This window comes from Psychrobacter maritimus (assembly GCF_904846345.1).
Lineage (GTDB): Bacteria > Pseudomonadota > Gammaproteobacteria > Pseudomonadales > Moraxellaceae > Psychrobacter > Psychrobacter maritimus.
In genome coordinates this window covers 58770-82393 of sequence record NZ_CAJHAJ010000009.1, presented here as the reverse complement: position 1 = coordinate 82393, position 23624 = coordinate 58770, and the positions used below count along the sequence as shown (strand labels likewise).

General features: G+C 43.6%; 20 protein-coding genes. 5 read left to right on the top strand and 15 right to left on the bottom strand.

Features of this window, described 5'->3' with window-relative positions:
* The 5 genes from JMX50_RS11475 to JMX50_RS11455 form a co-directional block, all read right to left on the bottom strand.
* Positions 1-109, bottom strand: a 109-nt coding sequence (locus JMX50_RS11475) for a GTP-binding protein (protein ID WP_227671040.1), incomplete at its 3' end; no start/stop codon positions are given.
* Between the two features lie 236 nt (positions 110-345).
* A complete protein-coding gene (gene fusA, locus JMX50_RS11470; RefSeq protein ID WP_201629609.1) occupies positions 346-2472 on the bottom strand; it encodes an elongation factor G in 2127 nt (708 codons plus the stop codon).
* 414 nt (positions 2473-2886) lie between these two features.
* Positions 2887-3360, bottom strand: a complete 474-nt coding sequence (gene rpsG / locus JMX50_RS11465) for a 30S ribosomal protein S7 (protein WP_183621326.1) — start codon at positions 3358-3360, stop codon at positions 2887-2889.
* Between the two features lie 208 nt (positions 3361-3568).
* Positions 3569-3943 carry a 30S ribosomal protein S12 gene (rpsL, locus tag JMX50_RS11460; protein WP_183621325.1) on the bottom strand — a complete coding sequence of 125 codons (375 nt, stop codon included), beginning with the start codon at positions 3941-3943 and terminating at the stop codon, positions 3569-3571.
* A 522-nt stretch (positions 3944-4465) separates the two neighbouring features.
* Entirely contained in the window at positions 4466-5644 is a 1179-nt protein-coding gene (locus JMX50_RS11455; protein WP_201629608.1) for a DNA-directed RNA polymerase I subunit RPA34, read from the bottom strand.
* A gap of 626 nt (positions 5645-6270) precedes the next feature.
* Here JMX50_RS11455 and JMX50_RS11450 point away from each other — a divergent pair.
* Together JMX50_RS11450 and JMX50_RS11445 are read left to right on the top strand one after the other, a co-directional pair.
* The gene (locus JMX50_RS11450) at positions 6271-7506 is read left to right on the top strand and encodes a beta-ketoacyl-ACP synthase II (protein WP_201629607.1); all 1236 of its coding nucleotides are present in this window, start codon (positions 6271-6273) and stop codon (positions 7504-7506) included.
* A gap of 2 nt (positions 7507-7508) precedes the next feature.
* A complete protein-coding gene (locus JMX50_RS11445; RefSeq protein WP_201629606.1) occupies positions 7509-9221 on the top strand; it encodes an anthranilate synthase component I family protein in 1713 nt (570 codons plus the stop codon).
* A gap of 271 nt (positions 9222-9492) precedes the next feature.
* On the opposite strand, the gene hisC is transcribed toward JMX50_RS11445, so the two are convergent.
* The 8 genes from hisC to JMX50_RS11405 all read right to left on the bottom strand — a co-directional run bounded on the left by hisC (position 9493) and on the right by JMX50_RS11405 (position 17839).
* Positions 9493-10626 (bottom strand): histidinol-phosphate transaminase, encoded by a 1134-nt coding sequence (hisC, locus tag JMX50_RS11440; RefSeq protein ID WP_201629605.1) that lies wholly within the window; start codon positions 10624-10626, stop codon positions 9493-9495.
* Positions 10627-10805: 179 nt separating this feature from the next.
* Positions 10806-12101 carry a histidinol dehydrogenase gene (hisD, locus tag JMX50_RS11435; RefSeq protein WP_201629604.1) on the bottom strand — a complete coding sequence of 432 codons (1296 nt, stop codon included), beginning with the start codon at positions 12099-12101 and terminating at the stop codon, positions 10806-10808.
* Between the two features lie 288 nt (positions 12102-12389).
* Complete coding sequence (gene hisG / locus JMX50_RS11430) at positions 12390-13085, bottom strand: ATP phosphoribosyltransferase (protein WP_201619273.1); 696 nt, start codon at positions 13083-13085, stop codon at positions 12390-12392.
* A gap of 100 nt (positions 13086-13185) precedes the next feature.
* Positions 13186-14454, bottom strand: a complete 1269-nt coding sequence (gene murA / locus JMX50_RS11425) for a UDP-N-acetylglucosamine 1-carboxyvinyltransferase (RefSeq protein ID WP_201565732.1) — start codon at positions 14452-14454, stop codon at positions 13186-13188.
* Positions 14455-14573: 119 nt separating this feature from the next.
* Positions 14574-14825: a BolA family protein gene (locus JMX50_RS11420; RefSeq protein WP_011514505.1), complete on the bottom strand. Its 252-nt coding sequence runs from the start codon at positions 14823-14825 to the stop codon at positions 14574-14576.
* 164 nt (positions 14826-14989) lie between these two features.
* Positions 14990-15982: an alpha/beta hydrolase gene (locus JMX50_RS11415; protein ID WP_201629603.1), complete on the bottom strand. Its 993-nt coding sequence runs from the start codon at positions 15980-15982 to the stop codon at positions 14990-14992.
* 192 nt (positions 15983-16174) lie between these two features.
* Positions 16175-17011: a BON domain-containing protein gene (locus JMX50_RS11410; protein WP_201629602.1), complete on the bottom strand. Its 837-nt coding sequence runs from the start codon at positions 17009-17011 to the stop codon at positions 16175-16177.
* 312 nt (positions 17012-17323) lie between these two features.
* Positions 17324-17839: a YraN family protein gene (locus JMX50_RS11405; RefSeq protein WP_201629601.1), complete on the bottom strand. Its 516-nt coding sequence runs from the start codon at positions 17837-17839 to the stop codon at positions 17324-17326.
* A 141-nt stretch (positions 17840-17980) separates the two neighbouring features.
* On the opposite strand from JMX50_RS11405, the gene rsmI reads away from it, so the two are divergent.
* Together rsmI and JMX50_RS11395 are read left to right on the top strand one after the other, a co-directional pair.
* Positions 17981-18940 carry a 16S rRNA (cytidine(1402)-2'-O)-methyltransferase gene (gene rsmI, locus JMX50_RS11400; protein ID WP_201629600.1) on the top strand — a complete coding sequence of 320 codons (960 nt, stop codon included), beginning with the start codon at positions 17981-17983 and terminating at the stop codon, positions 18938-18940.
* 72 nt (positions 18941-19012) lie between these two features.
* The gene (locus JMX50_RS11395) at positions 19013-20032 is read left to right on the top strand and encodes an adenosine kinase (protein ID WP_201629599.1); all 1020 of its coding nucleotides are present in this window, start codon (positions 19013-19015) and stop codon (positions 20030-20032) included.
* Positions 20033-20329: 297 nt separating this feature from the next.
* Here JMX50_RS11395 and JMX50_RS11390 read toward each other — a convergent pair whose 3' ends face one another.
* Both JMX50_RS11390 and nfuA read right to left on the bottom strand, forming a co-directional pair.
* Complete coding sequence (locus JMX50_RS11390; protein WP_201565740.1) at positions 20330-21634, bottom strand: O-acetylhomoserine aminocarboxypropyltransferase/cysteine synthase family protein; 1305 nt, start codon at positions 21632-21634, stop codon at positions 20330-20332.
* Positions 21635-21918: 284 nt separating this feature from the next.
* The gene (gene nfuA, locus JMX50_RS11385; RefSeq protein ID WP_183621311.1) at positions 21919-22602 is read right to left on the bottom strand and encodes a Fe-S biogenesis protein NfuA; all 684 of its coding nucleotides are present in this window, start codon (positions 22600-22602) and stop codon (positions 21919-21921) included.
* A 659-nt stretch (positions 22603-23261) separates the two neighbouring features.
* Here nfuA and JMX50_RS11380 point away from each other — a divergent pair.
* On the top strand, positions 23262-23609 hold the full coding sequence (locus JMX50_RS11380) for a carboxymuconolactone decarboxylase family protein (RefSeq protein ID WP_201565742.1): 348 nt from the start codon (positions 23262-23264) through the stop codon (positions 23607-23609).
* Positions 23610-23624: the final 15 nt, after the last annotated feature.

Here is a 23624-nt window from a genome sequence, read left to right as displayed (position 1 = left end):
CTGCTACGGTTGCGATAGCGGCGGTTAGGGTTGTTTTACCGTGGTCAACGTGTCCGATGGTACCGACGTTGACGTGTGGCTTGCTGCGTTCAAACTTGGCCTTTGCCATGGGTATTTCCTCTTTTTTTTGGGGTCAGTGCTTAACTTATATAAGTACGACATTTTACGTACTAGGGTTAAAGCATTACTGGCCACATTAAAATAGTTGTTAAAAGGGTGCACATACTAATGTGCAGATATTATAAGAAAATCGCGGCCAATAACAAGTCTTTTAACCAATTATTGGCGCATTCTCTACTGACAATACAGAGATATGCCCGATATTGTCAGATTAATACGTATTATTTACTCGTCATCATCTTTAGAGTTGAATTTAGAGATGATAGATTCTGCAACTGATTTTGGAATCTCAGCGTACTTTTGGAATTCCATTGAATAGGTTGCACGGCCTTGTGACATTGAGCGCATTTGTGTGGCATAACCAAACATTTCCGCTAATGGTACTTCAGCACGAATCTGTTTAGTACCGCCAGGCAAGTCTTCCATGCCTTGAACCATACCGCGACGACGGTTAAGATCGCCCATGATATCGCCCATGTAGTCTTCAGGAGTTTCAACTTCTACTTTCATTACTGGCTCAAGTAGGGTTGGGTTTGCCGCCATGAAGCCTTTACGGAATGCGATAGAACCAGCCATTTTAAATGATAACTCATCCGAGTCAACATCATGGTAAGAACCATCATACAAGGTTGCTTTAACGCCAACGATTGGGTAACCAGCAAGTACGCCGTTTTTCATGCGCTCTTGAATACCTTTATCAACCGCACCGTGGAATTCTTTTGGTACTGTACCACCAACAACTTCTTCAGAGAATTCATATAGAACTTCGCCCGCTGGATCCAGAGGCTCAAGACGTAACCAAACGTGACCGAACTTACCACGACCACCAGTTTGACGTACGAATTTGCCTTCTTGTTCAACCGTGTTACGAATCGTTTCACGATAAGCAACCTGCGGCGCACCGATGTTTGCTTCAACGTTAAACTCACGCTTCATACGGTCAACAAGAATTTCCAAATGTAGCTCACCCATACCACTGATGATAGTCTGACCCGACTCTTCGTCAGTATGTACACGGAATGATGGATCTTCTTTTGCCAAACGACCCAAAGCAATTGACATTTTTTCTTGGTCAGCTTTAGTCTTAGGCTCAACCGCTAGGCTGATAACTGGATCTGGGAATTCCATACGCTCTAGCGTGATAACATTTTGCTCATCACATAGCGTATCACCAGTGGTCACGTCTTTCATACCTACTAATGCTGCGATGTCACCTGTACGGATCTCTTGTAGCTCTACCTGAGCATCTGCCATCATCTGAACGATACGGCCAACACGCTCACGCTTCATTTTAACAGGGTTATAAACGCTACTGCCTTGCTTTAGAACACCTGAATAAACACGAACGAAGGTTAAGTTACCAACGAACTTATCGTTCATGATTTTGAACGCTAGTGCTGCAAACGGCTCGTCATCAGACGCTTCGCGGAAGCCTTCAGACTCGTCTTTGTCATCAAGGATACCTTTAATAGCCGGTACGTCCATTGGCGCAGGTAGATACTGAATAACTGCATCCAACATCTTCTGTACACCTTTGTTTTTAAAGGCAGTACCACAAAGAAGTGGAATGATTTCGTTATCAATAGTTAGTTTACGAATAGCGCCATGAATCTGCTCTACCGTCAATTCACCATTTTCTAGGTATTCATTCATCAATTCTTCTGATGCTTCAGCCGCATTCTCTACTAGATACTCACGATATTCTTCCGCTTTTTCTTGTAGTTCTACTGGGATTTCGCGCTCATCATATTCCATACCTTGAGACGCTTCGTCCCAATAGATGGCTTTCATGGTCACTAGATCCACAACGCCTTCAAAGTCATCTTCTTTACCAATTGGAATAACCAATGGTACAGCTTTGCCGCCTAGACGAGTTTTGATCTGTTCTACCACACGGTAGAAATCAGCACCAACACGATCCATTTTGTTAATGAATGCTAAGCGTGGTACTTTATATTTGTTTGCCTGACGCCATACGGTCTCAGACTGTGGCTGAACGCCGCCTACTGCACAGTAAACCATGCACGCGCCATCAAGTACACGCATAGAACGTTCAACTTCAATCGTGAAGTCAACGTGACCTGGGGTGTCAATGATGTTAATGCGATGTTCGTCGAACTGTTTTGCCATACCTGACCAAAAACAAGTCGTCGCCGCAGAAGCAATGGTAATACCGCGCTCTTGTTCTTGCTCCATAAAGTCCATGGTAGCTGCACCATCATGGGTTTCGCCAAGCTTGTGGCTAACACCAGTATAGAACAAAACACGTTCAGTTGTGGTCGTCTTACCAGCATCAATATGCGCTGAGATACCAATATTGCGATAGCGCTTTAGGGGAGTTTTACGAGCCATAGTGTTTTCCTAGGGAAATTCGTGTATATAATAATGTGTTGTGTCTCTACCTCATACTCTCTATGACAAAGCCATCGGGCTTCGTAATATTACTTACTGATTATTGGGCCAAATACGGACAAAAAAAGAGTAAATATAAGAATATAGCGGCATCAAACTCAGGAAACTTTCTTTGTGAGCGTTGCAAGCTTTGTAAGTTTGCAGGCTTCTCGAAATAGTATCCCTTTCAGAACAGCATCTTGACAGATGTCCGCCATCTAAGTGGTTTAACGATTCAATCACCTTACGATGAGAATAATTAAACAACCCAATGATGATGGCGGCAATCAATAGAATAAATCAACAATACAAGGATTAACTGGCCAAAACCGTTAATCCTAAGCGTCTAGGCTAGAATTAAAAGATAAGACCAGCTTAGAAACGGTAATGAGAGAATGCTTTGTTAGCATCTGCCATGCGGTGAACTTCGTCACGCTTTTTCATAGCATTACCTTTGCCGTCAGCAGCATCATTCAATTCGCCTGCAAGACGCAAAGCCATTGATTTTTCAGAACGCTTAGCAGCAGCTTCAGCTAACCAACGCATAGCCAAGGCAGTACGACGGGAGGGGCGTACTTCCATTGGTACTTGGTAGGTTGCACCACCGACACGGCGAGCTTTTACTTCGACCATTGGACGGACGTTTTCTAGAACTTCTTCAAAGAAAGCGACTGGGTCTTCGATCTTACGTTTTTCGCTAACTGTTTCAAGAGCACCGTAAACGATACGCTCAGCAGTAGATTTTTTACCATGACTCATGACATGGTTGATGAATTTTGCAACAGTTTGGCTACCAAACTTAGGATCCGGTAGGATCTCACGGGTAGCAACGACGCGACGTCTTGGCATAATAATAATCCTTTTCTTCAGGAGTGTCTGACATTCACAATCTCGCACCAATTAATATTGGATGGCGTTATATCGAGTTGTCAGTCAGCCTTACTGCATGGCGGTATGTTATAACAGCAAATCATTAATTTAACAAAATACCGTTAACACCAGACCCATGCACAGTTAATGGGTGATACAAAAAAGCTTAGTTAATAACATTTAGTTATTAAGCTTTAGGCTTCTTAGCACCATATTTAGAACGACCTTGTTTACGGTCTTTAACGCCTGCGCAATCTAGTGCACCACGAACGGTGTGATAACGTACACCTGGTAGATCTTTTACACGACCACCACGGATAAGAACAACACTGTGCTCTTGTAGGTTATGACCTTCGCCGCCGATGTAGCTTGATACTTCATAGCCTGAAGTCAAACGTACACGACATACTTTACGCATGGCTGAGTTAGGTTTTTTAGGGGTAGTAGTATATACGCGAGTACATACACCACGGCGTTGTGGGCACGCTTCCAACGCAGGAACTTTTGACTTTTCCTTGATGGTTTTGCGACCTTTACGAATCAATTGGTTAGTTGTTGCCATGAGGCATCCTTCTCCCGTTTGGTATAAAACAAAAAAATGGGGCAATGCGCCAACCATCTGACATTAACGACAGATTTCGGAACACCCATTTTTAGGACAGTGTATTATAAAGAGTTGTTGCTGCTATTTCAACCACTTATGAGTGATTGTACTTTACAACATTCGATAGATATGCATTACGCCTACCACTATACCACTTTATCTGTTTTTAGTTAAAACCTGGCTAAAAAGCAGTTTGTTAAATATGGTATCGAAAGTAGCGTCATACATCGTTCAGATAAGATATTTAGAAATAAACAAATAGCAATTTATGAGAGCTAAATGGCGATGCTATCTTATTTTTCAAGCTTATTGTTAAAGATTATCTCATATTTAATGAGATAAATCTTAATGAGTAAAAGCTCAATGGAAAAAAGAGAGCACCGCCCATTTTAGCACTAAATGCGCACCGTACTTAAAATATAGTAAAAGATAAATTAAAAAACAACGAAGTACTAAGCTCATAAAGCGGCGACATTATTTCTATTTGCTTTGCTTGTCCGCCGCTTTGTCCGCACTACCCTTTTTAGCGTCTTTTTTATCGCTTACTTTTTCGGTTTCTTCCGCGACTTCTTTATCATTGCCTTTAGCGGATTCTTTTTTGCTGTCAGTATCTTCGCCTGACTCTTTCTTAGCATTTTTCTCAGTATTTTTTTTCTCAGTATCTTGCTGTTTATCATCGCTAGCAGGTTTGCTCACTTCGACTTCACTACTGCTATCGTCGGTAATCGCACGGTTAGCAAGTTTGGCTTCAGGGGCAAAAGTCGCTTGCGCCACGCCAATCACTTCATCAATCAGCTGACTGTTATAGCGCATACCAATAATCACAGCGGTCACTGGTAAGAAGCGGCGTATCCATGACAAGTTAATTTGGTCTAAATCAATGCCAACCTGACTGGCAATGCTATCTACTTGCTCAGCATAAAAATTGACGCTTTTATTCTGCAAGCCTAAGTTTTTCAGCTCATTGTGCAGACCGCTGTTTTGCGCATTGTCGAGTAAGCCTTTACCGATACCAAGACCTGCTAGTAAGGCTTGTTTTTCTTGCATCTTACTTAAGTCAGCATTGGCAAGCAGCTCATAAGCCATCTTGACGCCTTGCTTACCCGTTAACGGCTTGTTATAAACAGCACCCAACTGATAGACAGTACGTAATGATACCAATAACAACCACAAGGTATCAGCAAGCAAACCTGGCAATCCAGCCAAACCGGTCAAGCCACCTATCGTTGCCAAAGCACGGTTTTGATTGGCAATATCAGTCGCTAATGCATAACGCTCTTCGTCGTCCAAGCTTGCGATATTGGCAAAGCGATGCTGATTTGGCAGGTCAATCTGACTCCAGTTGGCAGCAAGCTTAGCGACTTGGGCAAAAGCACCATCAACCGTTGATTCAAACAAACTGTTTGGTACTACTTTTTTGGCGTATTTACCATAAGTAGCAAAGCGGTTACCCAATAATTGCTGCGTTGCTTTTAATGTTTGCTCACGGAATAAATCTTGTTGATAGTCTTCATCGCCTAGATTTACCGCTTTAAATTGACGCGGTTTGCCACTCTTAGCATTGACGCTATCAATCATCGCGCCCATACGTTCTAGATTATTGCGGGTAAAAGAGCCAACGCTGCTAATGCCTTTATATAGAGTGCTACGCTTTGCCATCTTGATGTCCTTAATATGATGAGTGTTTGTTATTAATATTATTTATAGATACTTTTTAAACAGATACTTTTTAAATTGAATGCCATTCTAGCGAACGCTGATAATGGCTGTCAGTGCCAACAATGTTATCGCCAGCGCCAGTTTTGTATCTAAAAGTATCCCTTATCTATGGCTGCCAAGGACTTTAGTATATAACTAAATGCGCTGTAGCTGAAATGAGTTTATGCTATTTATAATCTCACCTTTTAGCCTCATAATCATGAGGCGCACACCGTGCTAATCCTACGAGAATACTGACTGTTTATTTTTAATAATAAGCGTGGTTTTGTCGTTATTTTACACTTACGCCAAGATTTTAAACCCTTGATACGTTATCATAGGCCATAATTCAAAGTACAGTTGTACTTTTATTTAGCGAGCAGTATTTATAAAGTAGTATCTATAAAGAATAGTGTTTTATTCTAACCATTATAATGACTGTCAAATAAGCATTTAGCGTCCAAAACCTTATTTATTAATTTTATTAGCAACGATAAAGGGTTTGGATGTTAGATAATAGCAGTAAATATTTAAAAGCGATTGTTAAAGGTAATTATCAAAAAATCGTTACTCATAAGGAATAGTATATGCGCCGCGTTGTTATCACTGGAGCAGGGATAGTCTCTTGTATCGGACATGATTTGGCGACTGTCACCGATGCTCTTAAACAAGGGCGCTCAGGTATTACGTTCAATGAATCGTATGCTGAGCACGACTTTAAATCACACGTTAGCGGTAGTATTGATAAGTCAGAACTTGATACGTCGGGCATTGACCGTAAATTGAAGCGTTTTTTTAGTGACGCAAGCCTTTATGCTTATGTTAGCGCTTTAGACGCCATTGAGCAGTCAGGCCTCTCGCTTGAGACCATCAACAATAATCCGCGTGTGGGTGTGGTCGCAAGCTCAGGCGGCGCATCAACCGAAAATATCGTTAATGCCATCGATGCGATGCGTGAAAAAGGTCTGCGCGGTGTCGGTGCGATGGCGGTGCCAAAAACCATGGGCAGCTCGGTATCAGCGGCGCTGGCAACGGGTTTGAAAATCCAAGGTATCTCCTACTCGTTATCTTCTGCTTGCGCAACATCAACGCATTGTATCGGTCATGCTGCTGAGCTTATCCAACTTGGTAAAGCCGATGTGATACTTGCTGGCGGTAGTGAAGCGGAACATTGGACGCAGTCTTGTATGTTTGATGCCATGGGCGCAGTCAGTACGCAGTATAATGACACGCCGATACTTGCCTCTAGAGCGTATGATAAAAACCGTGATGGTTTTGTGATTGCAGCAGGCGGCGCGATGGTCGTGGTTGAAAGTCTTGAGCACGCCCAAGCGCGCGGTGCCAATATCTTAGCTGAAATCGTCGGTTATGGTGCCAGCTCTGATGGCGCTGAAATGGTCGCGCCAAGTGGTGAAGGCGCTGTCCGCTGTATGCAACTCGCCCTTGCTGAAGCAGGCTTAGAAAGCGTTGACTACATCAATAGCCACGGTACCAGTACGCCGCTAGGGGATGTGACTGAGCTTAAAGCCATTGCCAAAGTATTTGGTGACGATGTCAATCAAGTACCTGCTATCAGCTCAACCAAGTCAATGACCGGTCATAGCCTCGGTGCAGTCGGCGCGCAAGAATTGATTTATTGCTTACTGATGCTACAAGAAGGCTTTATTGCCCCAAGTATCAATATTACAGAATTAGACCCTGCTGCTGAAGGCTTTGATATTGTCACTGAAAAGCGTGATGTTGAGCTTGAAACGCTTATGAGCAATAGCTTTGGCTTTGGCGGTACTAATGCTACCTTAATTATTAAAAAGTTTGACGCCTAACTATGCTCGTAGCACCGCATCTTAAAACTGAGCAGACAGCATCTGCCCCATCGCCAGCTCCTCAAACTAGCTGGCGTTTTGGTGATCTGTCTGCCGCAGAGTTACTGCCAAAACTAAAGCGTCATCTGTATGGACAAAATCCTAACGCAAACTGGCAATTGGTTTGGCTGAATAACGATGGACGCCCTGTGATTGGTTTATTACCAAAAATGAGCTGGTCGGTTTATTATCTTTCTGATTCTAAATTGCCTAATCAACAACCGAACATCTATAAAGTCATAAAAAATTGCCGTGATGGCTTATATAGTCATGATAAAACCAATCAGGCTATTACTAGCAGTTATATGAGTTATAGCGACTGGCAAGAGGATTTGATTGCTTATAGTCAGGCTCATGACGCAGATGATACTTATGATAAGGATTCTCTGTCGATTGAAGATCATGATAAGCAGCTAAGTTATCAGCATGGATTAATAGGCTTTATTGGTTATGATATCGCCGCTTATGAGCTTAGCCCAGCCGCGCGAATAAAGCTCGCAGCGCAGCCTTGTGCCGCCTTAGGACATTATGATATCTACTTGACACCAAACGCTGAGCAAACGAGCTGGCAGCTCACTATAAAAGACAGCGTCACTGATACTGATACTGATGACGAACAAAAAGGCGTACTGGTTAAAGCGCTTATCTCATATTTAGATATAATGGATAAGGAATTATCTAACCAAACATTCGAAAAGTCAGTGCTCGAAGAATCATATAAAACGACGCCTTTATTATTAAAGGCGCAATGGAGTAAGCGGGATTATCAGCAAGCCTTTGATAAAACGCAAAACTATCTGCAACAAGGTGACTGCTATCAAATCAATCTCACCCAACAATGGCAAGGCGCTTTTAATCAAAACCTCACTGATAATGTCACACCGATGCTTATTGATTATTTACCTGCCTTGCATCGTAATACCCATGCGCCGTTTGCAGGGTATTTAGCGGTTAATGATTTTAATAGTAAAATCAGCGTTAATACGCCAGACCATCAATTTGAATTGTTAAGCTGCTCGCCTGAATTATTTTTTACCTTTATTAAAGACGATAATACTGGCAAGCACCATATACGCACCAAACCTATTAAAGGTACGATGCCGCGTGGGTTAAATACTGAACAAGATAATGTTTATAAACAGCAGCTTATCGATAGCGAAAAAGACCGTGCCGAAAACGTCATGATTGTCGATTTGCTACGTAATGATTTGGGCAAATATGCCAAGATTGGCAGCGTCAAAGTGCCGCAATTATTTGCGATTGAAAGCTTTAGCAATGTACATCATATGGTCAGCACCATCACCGCTGAGCTAAAGACAGCTACCCACCCGCTTGCCGTATTGTTTGGCAGTTTGCCCGCCGGTTCCATCACAGGTACACCAAAAAAACGCGCCGTTGAAATTATCTCGGAGTTAGAAGGTGCAGCGCGCGGTGCTTATTGTGGCACATTAGGTTATATGAACTTTGATGGTAGCGGGCAATGGAATGTATTGATACGTACTTTGCAAGCAAATAACTTATCAAATCATAAGCTAGGAAAAAAAGAAAGACATGTCAACTTATGGGCAGGCGGTGGCATCACTGTTGCGTCTGACTGTGATGCTGAATATCAAGAATGCCTTGATAAAGTTGGTAACCTTTTAGGTGTTTTAACTCAAGACAATAGTGATAAATAAACTTCAGCTTTATTTAAAAGATGAAGAAAAAACCAATAAAAAAGCCTGCTCACGTCATGTTGAGCAGGCTTTTTTATTCATATATAGTAGATGCACTTTAAAACAGACACAGTGCGACTGTGATGAATTTTTCGTAGCCTCTGTGATAGCAGCAAGCAAGGAAAATTTATACCAGTCGCACCTAACTATTAACGTATCGATTTTATTTTGAACTGACTATAACTTGGTGTTTTTACTTTAGACCATTAAAGTATAAATCTTAAACAAGGTATTACTCAGCAACGCTTTCAGCTTCTACTTGCAATACTTTTAACGCGTCAATCAAACGCTGATTCTGCGCTGCTGTACCAACGGTAATACGTAGATACTCATTGATACGCGGTTTATCAAAGTGACGCACGATGATACCTTGCTCGCGTAACGTACCGGCTACCGCACTTGCCTCACCATCTTTTGGACGGGCAAATACAAAGTTGGCGTGCGATGGCAGCACTTCATAATCGAGCGCCGTCAGCTCGGCGGTGAGCGCTTGGCGTAAGTCGATGACTTGCTGGCAGGTCTGGGTAAAATATTCCACATCTAAGACGCTGGCGGTCGCTCCCGCTTGCGCCAACTTATCGAGCGGATAGCTATTAAAGCTATTTTTCATACGTGTCAATGCTTCGATTAATGACGCATTACCAAACGCCATACCGACACGTAAACCGGCAAGCGAGCGTGATTTTGAAAAGGTTTGGGTCACGAGCAAATTATCAAACTCATTAATCAGGCTAACCGCTGACACTTCTGTATCCAAGCTACCCTCTTCTTTTTGCGCAAAATCGATATAAGCTTCGTCAATCACAATCACTGAATTCGAGTGCTCACCAGCAAGCTTACGAATATCAGCAAGCGATAATAATAAACCGGTTGGGGCATTAGGATTGGCGATGATGATACCGCTACAAGGCTGACGATAGGCATCGGGGTCGATACTAAAGTCTTCTTCTAGGGCAATTGGTACCAGCTCAATACCAAAAGTATTGGCATAAACAGGGTAGAAACTATAGCTAATATCAGGCGCTAAAACAGGGCGCTCTTTTAGGAAAAAGCTGGCAAATACCAGCGCCAATACTTCATCAGAGCCATTACCGACAAACACTTGATTGATATCAAGGTTATATAACTCGGCCAAGGCAGCACGCAACTCATCAGACTCAGGTGCAGGATATAAACGTAGGTCATCTGCTTGCTGCTGTAAAACCTTTGCGATTGCCTCACCGACTTTTGGTGAGGGCGGAAATGGATTTTCATTGGTATTCAATTTGCACAAATTTTCATGTTGAGGCTGCTCACCAGGAACGTAAGGTGACAAGTTACGCGCTTTAGAAGACCAAAGTCTGGTGTCTATCTTTAACTCACTCATAAATTATCCTACTATTAGCCATATCATTATTAGACATCTTTATTAAATATAATTTGTAAATATAGTTCTTAAAAATTAGTTGTTAAATCTATCTCGTAAATGCAGTCATTAAACATACATGCTTAAAAAAGCTTCTCAAAATAAAACTCAAAAGCAAATCTTACATCGACCTATAGCTGTTATTGATAACGATAACGGGCTGAGCGCGCATGGGCTTCTAAGTCCTCACGCTGCGCTAAAATATCTGCTGTCTTAGCCAGCGGCTTACTACCCGCCTCACTGCAATAAATAATCGATGATTTCTTTTGAAAGTCATAAACACCGAGCGGCGAAGAAAAACGCGCGGTACCAGAGGTTGGCAATACATGATTGGGACCTGCACAGTAGTCACCAATCGCCTCAGGCGTATGACGACCCATAAAGATAGCACCAGCATGACGAATATCATCAAGTAACGCATCAGGCTCATCGACGGACAACTCTAAATGCTCAGGGGCAACGCGATTAATCACCGCCATACCTTCCGCGCGGTCTTTAACCAAAATCAGCGCGCCACGATTTTTTAGGGAATCACGGGCGATATCGGCTTTTGGCAACTCTGCCAAGGCTTTTTCAATCTCAGCAGCGACTTCTTTAAGCTGCTTACTACATGTGGTCACGAAGATAGCTTGGGCGATACGGTCATGCTCTGCTTGTGACAATAAATCCATCGCCAACCAATCCGCGCGATCTTGCGCCTCGCCTTCTGCATAGACCAATACTTCAGAGGGGCCGGCAATCATATCGATACCGACTTGACCAAATACTGCCCGCTTTGCCGCAGCGACGTATTTGTTACCAGGGCCAGTGATTTTGTCTACAGCCGGTATCGTTTCGGTACCGTATGCCAAGGCAGCAACGGCTTGTGCACCGCCGATGGTAAAGACGCGGTCAACTTGTGCCAAATGCGCCGCGGCCAATACCAATGGATTGAGCACGCCTTTTGGCGCTGGTACCACCATGATTACCTCGGCAACGCCAGCTACTTTGGCAGGAATAGCATTCATCAATACGGAAGACGGATAAGATGCCAAACCGCCGGGCACATAAATACCAACGCGATCAAGCGGCGTTACTTTTTGACCTAAGCGATTGCCAAGCTCGTCTTCATATTGCCAAGTTTCTTGCACTTGGCGCTCATGGAATGTTCGTACGCGTCTCGCTGCGGTCATCAAAGCCGTTTTGACGGTATCGTCAAGATTGGCAAACGCTTCAGCAAGCGCCTCTTTAGTCAGCTCTAGCTCTTGTATCGTCGTCGCTGGATGCTGATCAAACTGTTGGGTCAAGGCCAGTACCACGCTATCGCCACCATGACGTACTTTTGCAATGATATCGTCAACGGTTTTTAGCAATTCAACATCGTTCACGGTTTCAAAAGCAAGCAGTTGGGTCAGTTGACTGTCAAAATCAGCATCTTGAGTACTTAGTTGGCGCATGACTTAATCCTATAGTTGAGCATGAAATACGGCTATAAAGAATAGATGGGATAAAAGGGCAATTGGGAAAATAAAAAAGGCTGGTATTCCAGCGTATTTATGGATGGCTGACTCAGATTATACTGAGCTTTTATTTTCTGGCAAGCAAATACAACAAAACCAGTTTAGCACGCTATATCTATCCTAGAGCGCCAAACTGGTTTAAAATTTTGTATAACCGTGCTTGATATTATCAATGATTGCTAGCGTGTGATAAGCGCGTTGCATCAGTACCAAACAAGTATTGGTTTAAGAAGCGCTGGCAATACTGTTTTTAAAGCTATCTAAAATCGGCTCAAGCAGGGCAAATTTACGCTTATAGCTGACTTGATTGACAATCAGGCGTGACGACACATCGCAAATATGGTCGCGCGCTTCCAGTCCATTGGCGCGTAGCGTATTACCAGTATCGACGACGTCAACAATCAAGTCACCCAAACCAACTAATGGTGCAAGCTCCATCGACCCATACAGTTTAATCACATCGACTTGCTGACCTTGGCTGGCAAAGTAAGCACGAGCAACATTGACGTATTTAGTCGCAATACGCAGACGACGATTTGGCAGCGGCGCACCTTTAACGCCAGCGGTCATCAGCTTACACTGGGCAATCTGCAAATCTAGCAATTCATAAACGTGATTGGCACCATGCTCAAGCAACACATCTTTACCCGCCACGCCAAAATCAGCAGCACCGTGTTCAACATAAGTTGGCACGTCACTGGCACGCAAAATTAAGACACGTACATTTGGGTTTGAGGTTGGAAAAATAAGTTTGCGCGACGCTTCAGGGTCTTCTAATAATTCGACACCAGCAGCGCGTAACAAAGGCATCGTTTCTTCTAAGATACGACCCTTTGATAGCGCAAGTGTCAAACCTGAAAACTCATCATTTACTTCGTTTAATAAGCCGTCAGTTGGAAGGCTATTGCTTGCTTCAGTCATAATGACTCGTGTCCGTGTACAGTTAGTTGCCTTACTTAAAAGGCATTATTAAGTTTAATAAATAGACGTGAATACCAATAACAGCGGCTAATTAACCCTTCTAGTCGTTGGTATTAATGCGTTCGATATTGACCCCAAGGGCGCGTAGTTTTTCTTCGACATGCTCATAACCACGATCAATATGGTAAATGCGGTCAATCAAGCTCTCGCCTTCAGCCGCAGCAGCAGCCATCACCAATGACATCGACGCCCGTAAATCCGTTGCCATGACAGGCGCAGCAGTGAAGCATTCAACACCTGTGACGACAGCCGCATGACCGTCTACTTGGATAGACGCGCCCAATCGGTTAAGCTCAGGCACGTGCATATAACGATTTTCAAAAATATTTTCGATAAAAGTACTGGTGCCATCAGCAAGACAAGCAATCGCCATCACTTGCGCTTGCATATCGGTTGGGAAACCTGGATGCGGCTGAGTACGGATATTAACCGGTAATGGGCGACCTTTCATTTGTGCACGAATCCAATCATCACCGGTGGTAATAATCGCCCCCATGTCTTCAAATTTTTCTAACACTGGCGTTAATAAAAGTGCCGAGGTATTTTTGGCCAATACATCACCACGTGTCATCAAAGCGCCAGCAAGGTAAGAACCTGTTTCGATGCGGTCTGCTACCACCGAATACTCACAACCATGCAAGCGCTCAACGCCTTCGATGGTCATGGTTGCAGTACCAATACCGCTGATTTTAGCACCCATCGCTACCAGCATATTGGCCAAATCAACCACTTCTGGCTCAAGCGCGCAGTTACCAAGCACTGTCGTCCCTTTGGCCAATGCGGCTGCCATAATAACGTTTTCAGTACCGCCAACCGTTATCATATCAAAAGAGAAGTTACAGCCGATAAGCTTGCCGCCTTTTGGCGCTTGCGCTTTGACATAACCATTCTCAACGCTAATCTCAGCACCCATGGCTTCAAAGGCCTTTAGATGCTGGTCAACAGGGCGTGAGCCGATAGCGCAGCCGCCCGGCAATGACACTTCGGCTTCACCGAAACGTGCCAGTAAAGGGCCTAAGACTAAAATCGAGGCACGCATGGTTTTTACCAAATCATACGGCGCATAAAAATTATCGATATTTTTGGTATCGCAGGTGACAGTATCGCCCTGCTTTTGAATATCAATGCCCATGCCACCGATCAATTCAATCAAGGTGCGCACATCTTGTAGCGATGGCACGTTATGCAATGTCGTTGGGGTCTCGGCCAAAATCATAGCGGCAAGTAAAGGCAAAGCGGCATTTTTGGCGCCTGAGATCGTGACTTCCCCTGCGATACGACTGCTACCGGTGATTAAAAATTGATCCATAAGGTGACAACCTAGCGATAAGTATAAAAATAATGAGAAACCAGAAATGATAAAACCCGCAATATAAAGTGCCGGTGCGACAAGTTCAGGTCATAGATAAAAGTCATAGGTAAAAAGAGTTAGCCTTGAGATTGAACGTCCCATTCGGCTGGCGTTAAGGCTTGAATATTGAGCGCATGAATATCACCGCTCGCAATCTTGTCGTTTACCAAGGCGTAAACGGCTTGCTGACGCTGAACCGCGCGCTTGCCTTCAAAACTGGCATCGACCACCCGTACATCAAACTTGGTACCTTGATTGGCAGCTTGAATAAAAGCATCTGGGAAGTGAGTTTGTAAAAATGCAATCAAATCGTCAGCGTTCATGCTCATAGAATATTCTGCCTTAAAGTTTAAATAGGGTATAGGATTAAAGTAACGTCATTATAACAAGAGTTTGACCATCTTACAGTACTGTCTTACGCAACTGCGTTTAACTATTTATCATAGCGGCAAACGTACTGTAATCAATGAGCGCTAACTATTTGTGACATTAACTACTTAAGGGTTTTATCAAGATAGCTGAGCACTTGCGCGCGCACATCATTGACCCAGCGTAATGGCGGTGCCATCGCACCGATACTGGTCGCATGACTGGCGCCTGCGATTTCGCCTGCTTCCACTTTAACGCCCGCCGCTTTTAATGCCTGTGTCATTTTAGTGGTATTGGTCACATGGACGATTTTGTCTTTTTCGGCAGTCAATAATAAATACGGTGGCTGCGCACCTTTAATTTGGCGGTCTGGCATCACTGTCTCTGGCGTCGCATCTGATCCAAAGGCAGTTCTACTACTGAATTTACGAAAGTCATAGCTATAAGGGCCCGCAATGCCAATTACGGCAGCAATATCTTTTGACTTTACCCCATAAGGTGCTAAAAAATCTTCATTGGCGACAGCAGCAACCGCGTTAAATGCACCCGCAGAATGTCCTATCACCGCCAAACGCTTAGGGTCAGCGTGGAGGCTCTTGGCATTGTTATAACTCCAAGCGATGGCCTGCGCGGCATCTTGCACGTAATCAGGATACACATGCTCAGGGGCTTTACGATAATTAATCACTGCGGTGACATAGCCCGCTTGCGCCAAGCTTTGACCAACAAAGGCGTATTCATCTTTACTACCACTTTCCCACGAACCGCCATGGACAAAAACCACCATCGGATAGCTGTCATTAATAGCGTTATCATCAGTCACGTTTTTTGACTTCATGGCTTTTGTTAAAGGTTTAGGATAATAAATATCTAAATCTTGATTGGGCTCATCGCCATACAAAATATTTTTACTGACACCAACACCGCCATTTGAGGTGATACCATTCACGATAGCCAGCGCCGATAATGCCTGTACTTGCTGAGTTGCAAGCGCAATACCGCCAACGGCCAATGCCGCCGTAACGCCCACGCTGATACGTTTAGGCTTGCGACTCTTTATTTTCCCAGTTTGCCCAGTTTGCACAGTTTCTAAAGTCTCTTTATTTAAATCCGTCATCGCCAGCAGTCCTATTATCGGTCAATCATTAATACATCAGTCGTCGGTTTATACTTGATAATAAAACGACTGTTTTATTCAAGCTATCGTTTCTATTTTTACGGTCTATATCTTACTGGCTGGCTAGGGATTTATCGTGCTGTTCCTGTTATGACTGTTTAGCATTCTTGTGCTTGTAATCAAAACAGCTAGTTAGGGATTTTGATAAAGGTCAATATAAGGACTCGATGACGGCTGATTGATAGGCGTACCATCTTCGTTGACGATAATCGGCGTGGCATTAATCGTTGGATCTACCGCTGCCGAACTTGCTAGTGCTGGCGCAGCACCACTTTCAACGACTGGTATGGCCGCAGGATTGGCCAAATTATTTTCATACATGATGTCATCATCGCCTATCTTTACCCCTCTATCATCAACAACGGTGGTCAGTAGCACCAACTCTGTGATGCCGACGGTATTATTGGCAATATCAATCAAGTGGCTTTGCTGCGTTGGTGTCATACGCCCCATAATATAAACTACGCCATCATTGGTCACCGCCTTAATTTGCGAGGCTTTCACACCATTACTAGAGGCGACTTTTGCCAGTAGTTTAGAGGTAATATAACCATCGTGGACGGTTGAGCTATAGCCCCTTGAGGCACTGACGTTAAGCTCATTATAGACATGACGCACGTCTGGCATAGAGCTGACGACTTTTTCAATTTCTGCTTTGATGGCTTGCGTTGGCACTTCACCGGTGAGCAGTACTTCACTATTAAAGCTATCAATGCTCATACGGCTGGTTTGCTGTAAATTTTCTTGCAGACCATAGACGTTAATCTTGACGGTATGCTCAATACTGCGATCGAGCAGACGCTGCGGAATGGTGCGCTCTGTCATCGGTACGCCATACGTACCTTCTGTACTATTGGTTAGATAGTTGGTGGTACAGCCAGTCGCGGCGATGCTGGTCAGTAGCATCACGCCAATCGCCTTGCGGCGTGATGAGCCAAAAATAGCAGTGCGCAAATGCATCCGTGTCATGATTTACCTCTTAGAACATGATGTAATAATTAAATGATGAATAGTGCTAATAAGTCGTAGTGAGAATAATACGACTTCGCTTCAATTAATAATTTTTAGTTCAGCTACTTTACTGAATTTTTACGCTAGGCGGTTAGGCTTTTGGTAACGATAGCGTGATGCTGGCATTTATTTTACCGTTTAATTTAACCTTTACATCCACTTAACTTTTAAACTACTTAAGCTTTCAAAGCACTTAACTTTCAAAGCACTTAACTTTCAAAGCACTTAACTTTCAAACTATTTAAGTCCTCAAAAATCTTATTACTATGATTACCAAGCTGAGGCGATAAAAGCGCCTTGTAACCATTCTGCTTGCGTATTTATTAACGGTGCTTGATTGGTATCATTCCTCTTGTTTTTATTATTGGCATTACTATTAGCATGGGTATCATAGGCAATCACATCAAACCGACAGTCATACTCACTATATTCAGGATGCTGCTGCAAAAAATAACGCGCTGCTTTGATAATCTTATTTTGCTTATTTTTTGTCACGCTAAGGGCGGCATCACCAAATCCTGAACGCTGCCGTTGCCGCACTTCAATAAAGACAAGCGTCGACCACGTCTGCCCTTTTTCTAGCATAATTAAGTCAAGCTCACCCACTTTTGGCTGCTGCCAATTTTGCGCCACCAATATCAAGCCTTGCGCTTGTAAAAACTCACACGCCTGCTGCTCAAAACGGCTGCCTTGACGCTGTGTCGGTGAAGTAAGGGTTAACGGTTTGTCATTTGCCATCACGTCTATGGGCCCGCTGAACATTTCAGAATTATCATAGCACATCATGCTAAACTAACCACTTTCGCGTTCTTATGCTGACTGACTTTTTATTTAAATCAGCCTTTATAGCGCCACACATTTTTAATATTCGTTTTTAATGCTCTTCCTTAATACTTTAATATTCTTTCTTAATACTCAGAGGTTTTCATGTCTAGCCCTACCGCGATGCCAGCTTGTCTTTATATCGTTGCCACGCCGATTGGTAATTTGAGCGACATGACACCGCACGCAATCGATACCCTAAAGCAGGTTGCTATCATCGCCTGTGAAGACACCCGCACTTCAGGCAAGCTGTTATCACATTTTGGTATCCATACCAAAGATACGAAAGAAACTACTGCTAACGATAGCGATAGCGATACCAGTACAACTGACGCTGCAAAAGATGCTGATAGCGCTACCAAGCAAAAAGGTCATAATAAGCTTTGGGCCTATCATGAACATAATAGCGCCATTCAAACCCCCAAAATTATTGAGATGATTCAGCAAGGTCATTCGGTTGCGCTGATTAGTGATGCTGGCACGCCGCTGATTAGTGACCCCGGTTATCAATTGGTGCAAGCAGCCCATGCTGCTGGCGTTCGCGTCTCCCCTATTATTGGTGCCTCTGCTGCTATTGCTGCATTATCGGTTGCAGGATTGCCCTCAGATCGCTTTAGCTTTATTGGTTTTTTACCGGCCAAAACCCACGGTCGCCAAAAACAATTAACGGCTCTGAATGCACGTACCGAAACCTTGATATTTTATGAAGCGCCGCATCGTATTATTGCCAGCTTAGAAGATATGGCTGCTATCTTTGGTGCAGAGCGTGAAGTGACGTTTTGCCGTGAATTGACCAAAACCTTTGAGACCGTGCATAAAAGCACGCTTGGCGAATTGGTTGAATTTGTTAAAGCCGATGACAATCAGCAACGCGGTGAAATTGTCGTCGTCGTTGCTGGGGTAAATGTGGCGCAAGACGATGACGATATCAGTATTCATGATAAATTATTACAGCGCTTACTAGAGGATTTATCGGTTAAAAAAGCGGCTGCCTTAGCTGCCGATATCACAGGCGTCAAAAAGAATGCGCTCTATCAGCGCCTACTTGAGCTACAAGTAGAATAGTTTTTACTATAAAAAAATAAGCGAAGCATTGATAAATTAAGCATTGATAAATTCATTGAGGAGAGAGACATAATGTACGATGTGATGGCGATAGGTAATGCCTTGGTTGACCACGAATATCTGCTGTCAGATGTAGCGCTAGAAGAAACTGACCTGACCAAAGGCAATATGACGCTGGCAGGACTCGAAGAGCAGCAGCAATTATTGGCGTATTTTAAGCTGGCCGAGATTGCGCCATCAAAACAAGCGGGCGGCGGCTCAGCGGCCAATGCGATGTATACCTTTGCAAGCTTAGGCGGTAAACCTTTTTATGCCTGCCGCATCGGCGATGATAAACAAGGCAAATTTTATCTAAAAGACTTACATGAAGCAGGCGTTGCCACTTCCCCTCAGTCAATCCATGCAGGCGGTGTGACCGGTTCGTGCGTGGTGGCAGTGACCGAAGATGGCGAGCGTACCATGCAAACCTTCCTTGGTACTTCAAGCGATATTACCGCGGATAACGTCGACTTTGAGGCACTAACCCAAGCTGGCTGGTTATATTTAGAAGGTTATCTGGCGATGTCTGAAGGTATTCAGCCCGCAATGACCCAACTGCGCCAACAAGCAGGCATCCATGGTGCCAAAATCGCCGTCAGCTTTGCTGATCCTGCGGTGGTAAAGTTTGCCAAAGAAGGTTTGCTCAATATGCTCGGCAATAAAGTCGCGGTGATATTTTGTAATAGTGAAGAAGCCAAATTATTCACCGATAAAAAACAGCACAAATCGGCAGCGCGAGCTTTACTTGAGCATTGCCAAACGGCGGTTGTTACCGATGGTCCAAATGGTGCCATCATCGCCCATAAGCCAAATGATGAGTCTGAGATTGAAATTTATGAGATTCCGACGCCAGCTGTTGCCAATGTTATCGATACCAATGGCGCTGGTGATAACTATTCTGGGGCGTTTTTATATGCTTTATCGCAGCACTATAGCTTGCCAGAATGCGGACGACTTGCCAGCGAAGTAGCCGCACAAGTGATTCAGCAGTTTGGTCCACGCTTATCATCGCAAGAGTATCAAGATATCTCACGCCGTGTTTTAACTGTGTAGCTGTTAGATTGTTTGATTACTAAAGCGCTAAAAACCTAAGTTTCTAAGTGCTTTAGAAGGCATTTCTAGTTTGCCCCTAATAAAAAAGTGCTGCTGGGATAAATTTTGCGCAGCCTCTGGAGTTACGAAGTCGCACAGCAAGCAAGTAAAATTTGTACCAGTAACACCTTATAATAGTTTCGCGCTTTTATTTAAGGTTTAACTACAAGTCTTTCGCATCTAATACTAAAAAGCCCATATCCTAAGATATGGGCTTTTTAGTATTCATTTACAAAGCAGAAGAAAGCTATTGCTTAATTAAGCAGCGGCAAGTGCTTGCTCTAAATCAGCTTTAATATCTTCAATGTGCTCAATACCAATCGATAGACGGACCATATCCGTGCTTACCCCAGCATTCTCTAGCTCTTGCTCGTTGAGCTGACGATGGGTAGTAGTGGCTGGGTGACAAGCGAGTGATTTAGCATCACCGATATTAACCAAGCGCGTAATCAGTTGCAGCGCATCAATAAAGCGCGCGCCTGCTTCCAAGCCACCTTTTACCCCAAAGGTTAAAATAGCGGATGGCGTGCCTTTCATATATTTCTTAGCAAGCTCATGCTCAGGATGGTCTGGCAAACCGGCATATTTCACCCAAGCAACTTTATCATGGTCGCGTAGATATTCGGCAACCGCTTGGGCGTTTTGGACATGACGCTCCATACGTAAACCTAAAGTCTGTAAGCCCTGTAAAATACTAAAAGCATTGAGCGGGCTAAGTGCCGCGCCGGTATTACGCAGTGGTGCCACGCGAGCACGAGCGATAAAGGCCGCTGCGCCAACGTCCTTGACGAAGTTTACGCCATGATAGCTTTCATCTGGGGTATTTAATAGTGGGAAACGCTCAGGGTAATCGCCCCAAGGAAAAGTTCCGCTATCAACAATCGCCCCGCCAATCGAAGTACCGGTACCGCTCATATATTTGGTCAATGAATGAATGACAATATCAGCACCAAACTCAAATGGACGGCATAACGCCGGAGTCGCAACCGTGCTATCAATCACTACTGGTACGCCGTATTCATGCGCGATATCACTCAGTGCTTGGATATCAACGATGTTACCTAATGGGTTACCAATACTTTCCGCAAAGACCATCTTGGTTTTGTCATCGATTAAATCGCGAATCGCTTCAGGGTTTTTATGGTCAAAAAAGCGGACTTCGATACCTTGGCGCGGCAAAGCATGCGCAAATAGATTATAAGTGCCGCCATATAGCGTTGATACTGCGACGATATTATCGCCCGCTTCACAAATGGTTTGGATCGCATAAGTGATGGCCGCCATACCAGACGCTACCGCAAGTGCGCCAATACCGCCTTCAAGTGCCGCCACACGCTCTTCTAATACGGCGTTGGTCGGGTTCATGATACGGGTATAAATGTTACCAGCAACTTTTAGATCGAACAAATCCGCGCCATGTTGGGTATTATCAAACGCATACGAGCTGGTATGATAAATAGGCACGGCGACCGCTTTGGTTGTTGGCTCTACAGTATAGCCGGCATGAATTGCCAAGGTCTCAAGACGCTGGGTATTTTGCTTAGCTGGTTGTCCATCACTCATAATGTGCTCCTATATATTCGTTAATTATTAAATCAAGATTTTATGATTAAAAAATGTTTTAAAAAATTCATACTAAGATATCTATCACTAAACGACAGTCATAATAAAAAAGCAACAATCATAAAAAAAGCTGAGTTAATCATAACCCAGCTTCTTTATTAAAAGAATAGCAAATTTCTCATCTCTTAATGACAAATATTCATAAGCAATATTTATAAGCAATGAAACTAATAAGCATATTCCTAGGTGATATCGGCGCTATTTTTATAACGATTCATCATTTTTTATTTATAGTAAGCGTTTTCCGTACGGGTATGATCGGTCTCATCAATCACTTGCGTCAGCTCTGGAATCTGCTGTTTTAACTGTACTTCAACGCCTTGACGTAACGTCATATCAACCGCTGAACAGCCTTGGCAACCGCCACCGAACTTTAATACGGCGGTCAGACCAACGCCTTCTTCATCAATCAATTCAAGCAGCTGTACATCACCGCCATGAGCGGCCAAGCTTGGGTTAATCTCAGACTGCAAGACATAGTTGATACGCTCTTCGACACTGGCATCGGCACCGACTTTTGGCACTTTTGAGTTTGGCGCACGGAATGTCAGCTGCCCACCGAAACGGTCTTTATTATAATCAATCACCGCATCTTCTAAATAAGGGACCGATGCCGCTTCAATAAATGCCGAAAAATTGTCATAAGTAAATTTCAAATCAGCGCTGTCTTCTTCGCCCGGCTGATTATAAGCCATGCAGCACTCAGCACGCGGCGTACCTGGATGCTCAACGAAGATACGCACACCGATACCATCGGTATCTTGTTTCGCCAGTAAATCTGCCAAATAACCTTGCGCGGCTTCAGTGATGGTGATGTTACTTTTGGCTTCCGTTTGCTCAGTATCTAACGCTGACTCGTAATCGGCAGCAGGTTCTACTTGAGTATCAGTTGGATTGTGTTCACTCATAATGCTTCCTATGTGTTATGACACAAGCGTTATATTGGTCACGTCTACTGTGTCGTCAATGTCATGTGAGGGTGGGATAAATGAGATTATCCATCATCTTGGTATATGGTTTTATTGCTTTAACCGTCATGACGGTTGTATTCGTTAGCAGTTATTCGCTCTATTATAGCGCACTTAACGCATAATTCCGACCGTGCTACTGCGATTTAGTAGTGGCCTGACTGCTACCTTAATAATCCATTTATCGTAATTGTCCATTCTATATTAAGACCGCAAGCCAACTTATCAAGTTTAAAGCGCTTATTTAATGATAATCAGCATTTTACATTTATTAGCCTTATCCATGTACTTAGTCAACAAAAACCATTTAAAGTCTTTAAAAAGCCATAGCCTCATGAACGCATCCGTTCAATTTTGGCGTAAGCAAATCAAATAAGCCTCTTGATTTAATATATAATTTTATATATTATAATTAAATATAACAAAAACTTTCAAATTCAATACCTAGCCTATTGCATGATTGAAATAACCGTTCAAGAAAACGTAGCAGTTTTTACCTAAAAATACGTTTGCATTGAACTCACATTCAATAAACCGCGCTTGTACTGTATAAGACTTTATAAGCGTTTTAATCTGGCGTAACGAGGAGCATCCATCCCATGACTAAATCATTTAAAGACATCACCAAACACGTTTCAACCAATATGGCAAAATTACACAAGCATATCCCTGAAACCAGCAGAGCCTTTTCGCAGCTCGGTGCAGCGGCAACCGCAGATGGCGTATTGGACAAAAAAACCAAAGAGCTGATTGCCCTCGCCTTAGCGGTTGGCGCGCGCTGTGATGCTTGTATCGGTTTTCATACCAAAGCATTGGTACAACTTGGCGCCACCGAGCAAGAAGTCGCTGAAACCTTGGGCATGTGTGTTTATATGGGCGGCGGTCCGTCAATGATGTACGCTGCCGAAGCCGTTGCTTCCTTTAATGAGTTTAGTAAAGACGCTTAAACCTTATTCTTAATC

What these genes read in the sequence shown, in the direction of transcription:
- fusA (WP_201629609.1), bottom strand. Translation starts at nt 2,472, where the DNA reads ATGGCTCGTAAAACTCCCCTAAAGCGCTATCGCAATATTGGTATCTCA.
- rpsG (WP_183621326.1), bottom strand. Translation starts at nt 3,360, where the DNA reads ATGCCAAGACGTCGCGTCGTTGCTACCCGTGAGATCCTACCGGATCCT.
- rpsL (WP_183621325.1), bottom strand. Translation starts at nt 3,943, where the DNA reads ATGGCAACAACTAACCAATTGATTCGTAAAGGTCGCAAAACCATCAAG.
- JMX50_RS11455 (WP_201629608.1), bottom strand. Translation starts at nt 5,644, where the DNA reads ATGGCAAAGCGTAGCACTCTATATAAAGGCATTAGCAGCGTTGGCTCT.
- JMX50_RS11450 (WP_201629607.1), top strand. Translation starts at nt 6,271, where the DNA reads ATGCGCCGCGTTGTTATCACTGGAGCAGGGATAGTCTCTTGTATCGGA.
- JMX50_RS11445 (WP_201629606.1), top strand. Translation starts at nt 7,509, where the DNA reads ATGCTCGTAGCACCGCATCTTAAAACTGAGCAGACAGCATCTGCCCCA.
- hisC (WP_201629605.1), bottom strand. Translation starts at nt 10,626, where the DNA reads ATGAGTGAGTTAAAGATAGACACCAGACTTTGGTCTTCTAAAGCGCGT.
- hisD (WP_201629604.1), bottom strand. Translation starts at nt 12,101, where the DNA reads ATGCGCCAACTAAGTACTCAAGATGCTGATTTTGACAGTCAACTGACC.
- hisG (WP_201619273.1), bottom strand. Translation starts at nt 13,085, where the DNA reads ATGACTGAAGCAAGCAATAGCCTTCCAACTGACGGCTTATTAAACGAA.
- murA (WP_201565732.1), bottom strand. Translation starts at nt 14,454, where the DNA reads ATGGATCAATTTTTAATCACCGGTAGCAGTCGTATCGCAGGGGAAGTC.
- JMX50_RS11420 (WP_011514505.1), bottom strand. Translation starts at nt 14,825, where the DNA reads ATGAGCATGAACGCTGACGATTTGATTGCATTTTTACAAACTCACTTC.
- JMX50_RS11415 (WP_201629603.1), bottom strand. Translation starts at nt 15,982, where the DNA reads ATGACGGATTTAAATAAAGAGACTTTAGAAACTGTGCAAACTGGGCAA.
- JMX50_RS11410 (WP_201629602.1), bottom strand. Translation starts at nt 17,011, where the DNA reads ATGACACGGATGCATTTGCGCACTGCTATTTTTGGCTCATCACGCCGC.
- JMX50_RS11405 (WP_201629601.1), bottom strand. Translation starts at nt 17,839, where the DNA reads ATGATGTGCTATGATAATTCTGAAATGTTCAGCGGGCCCATAGACGTG.
- rsmI (WP_201629600.1), top strand. Translation starts at nt 17,981, where the DNA reads ATGTCTAGCCCTACCGCGATGCCAGCTTGTCTTTATATCGTTGCCACG.
- JMX50_RS11395 (WP_201629599.1), top strand. Translation starts at nt 19,013, where the DNA reads ATGTACGATGTGATGGCGATAGGTAATGCCTTGGTTGACCACGAATAT.
- JMX50_RS11390 (WP_201565740.1), bottom strand. Translation starts at nt 21,634, where the DNA reads ATGAGTGATGGACAACCAGCTAAGCAAAATACCCAGCGTCTTGAGACC.
- nfuA (WP_183621311.1), bottom strand. Translation starts at nt 22,602, where the DNA reads ATGAGTGAACACAATCCAACTGATACTCAAGTAGAACCTGCTGCCGAT.
- JMX50_RS11380 (WP_201565742.1), top strand. Translation starts at nt 23,262, where the DNA reads ATGACTAAATCATTTAAAGACATCACCAAACACGTTTCAACCAATATG.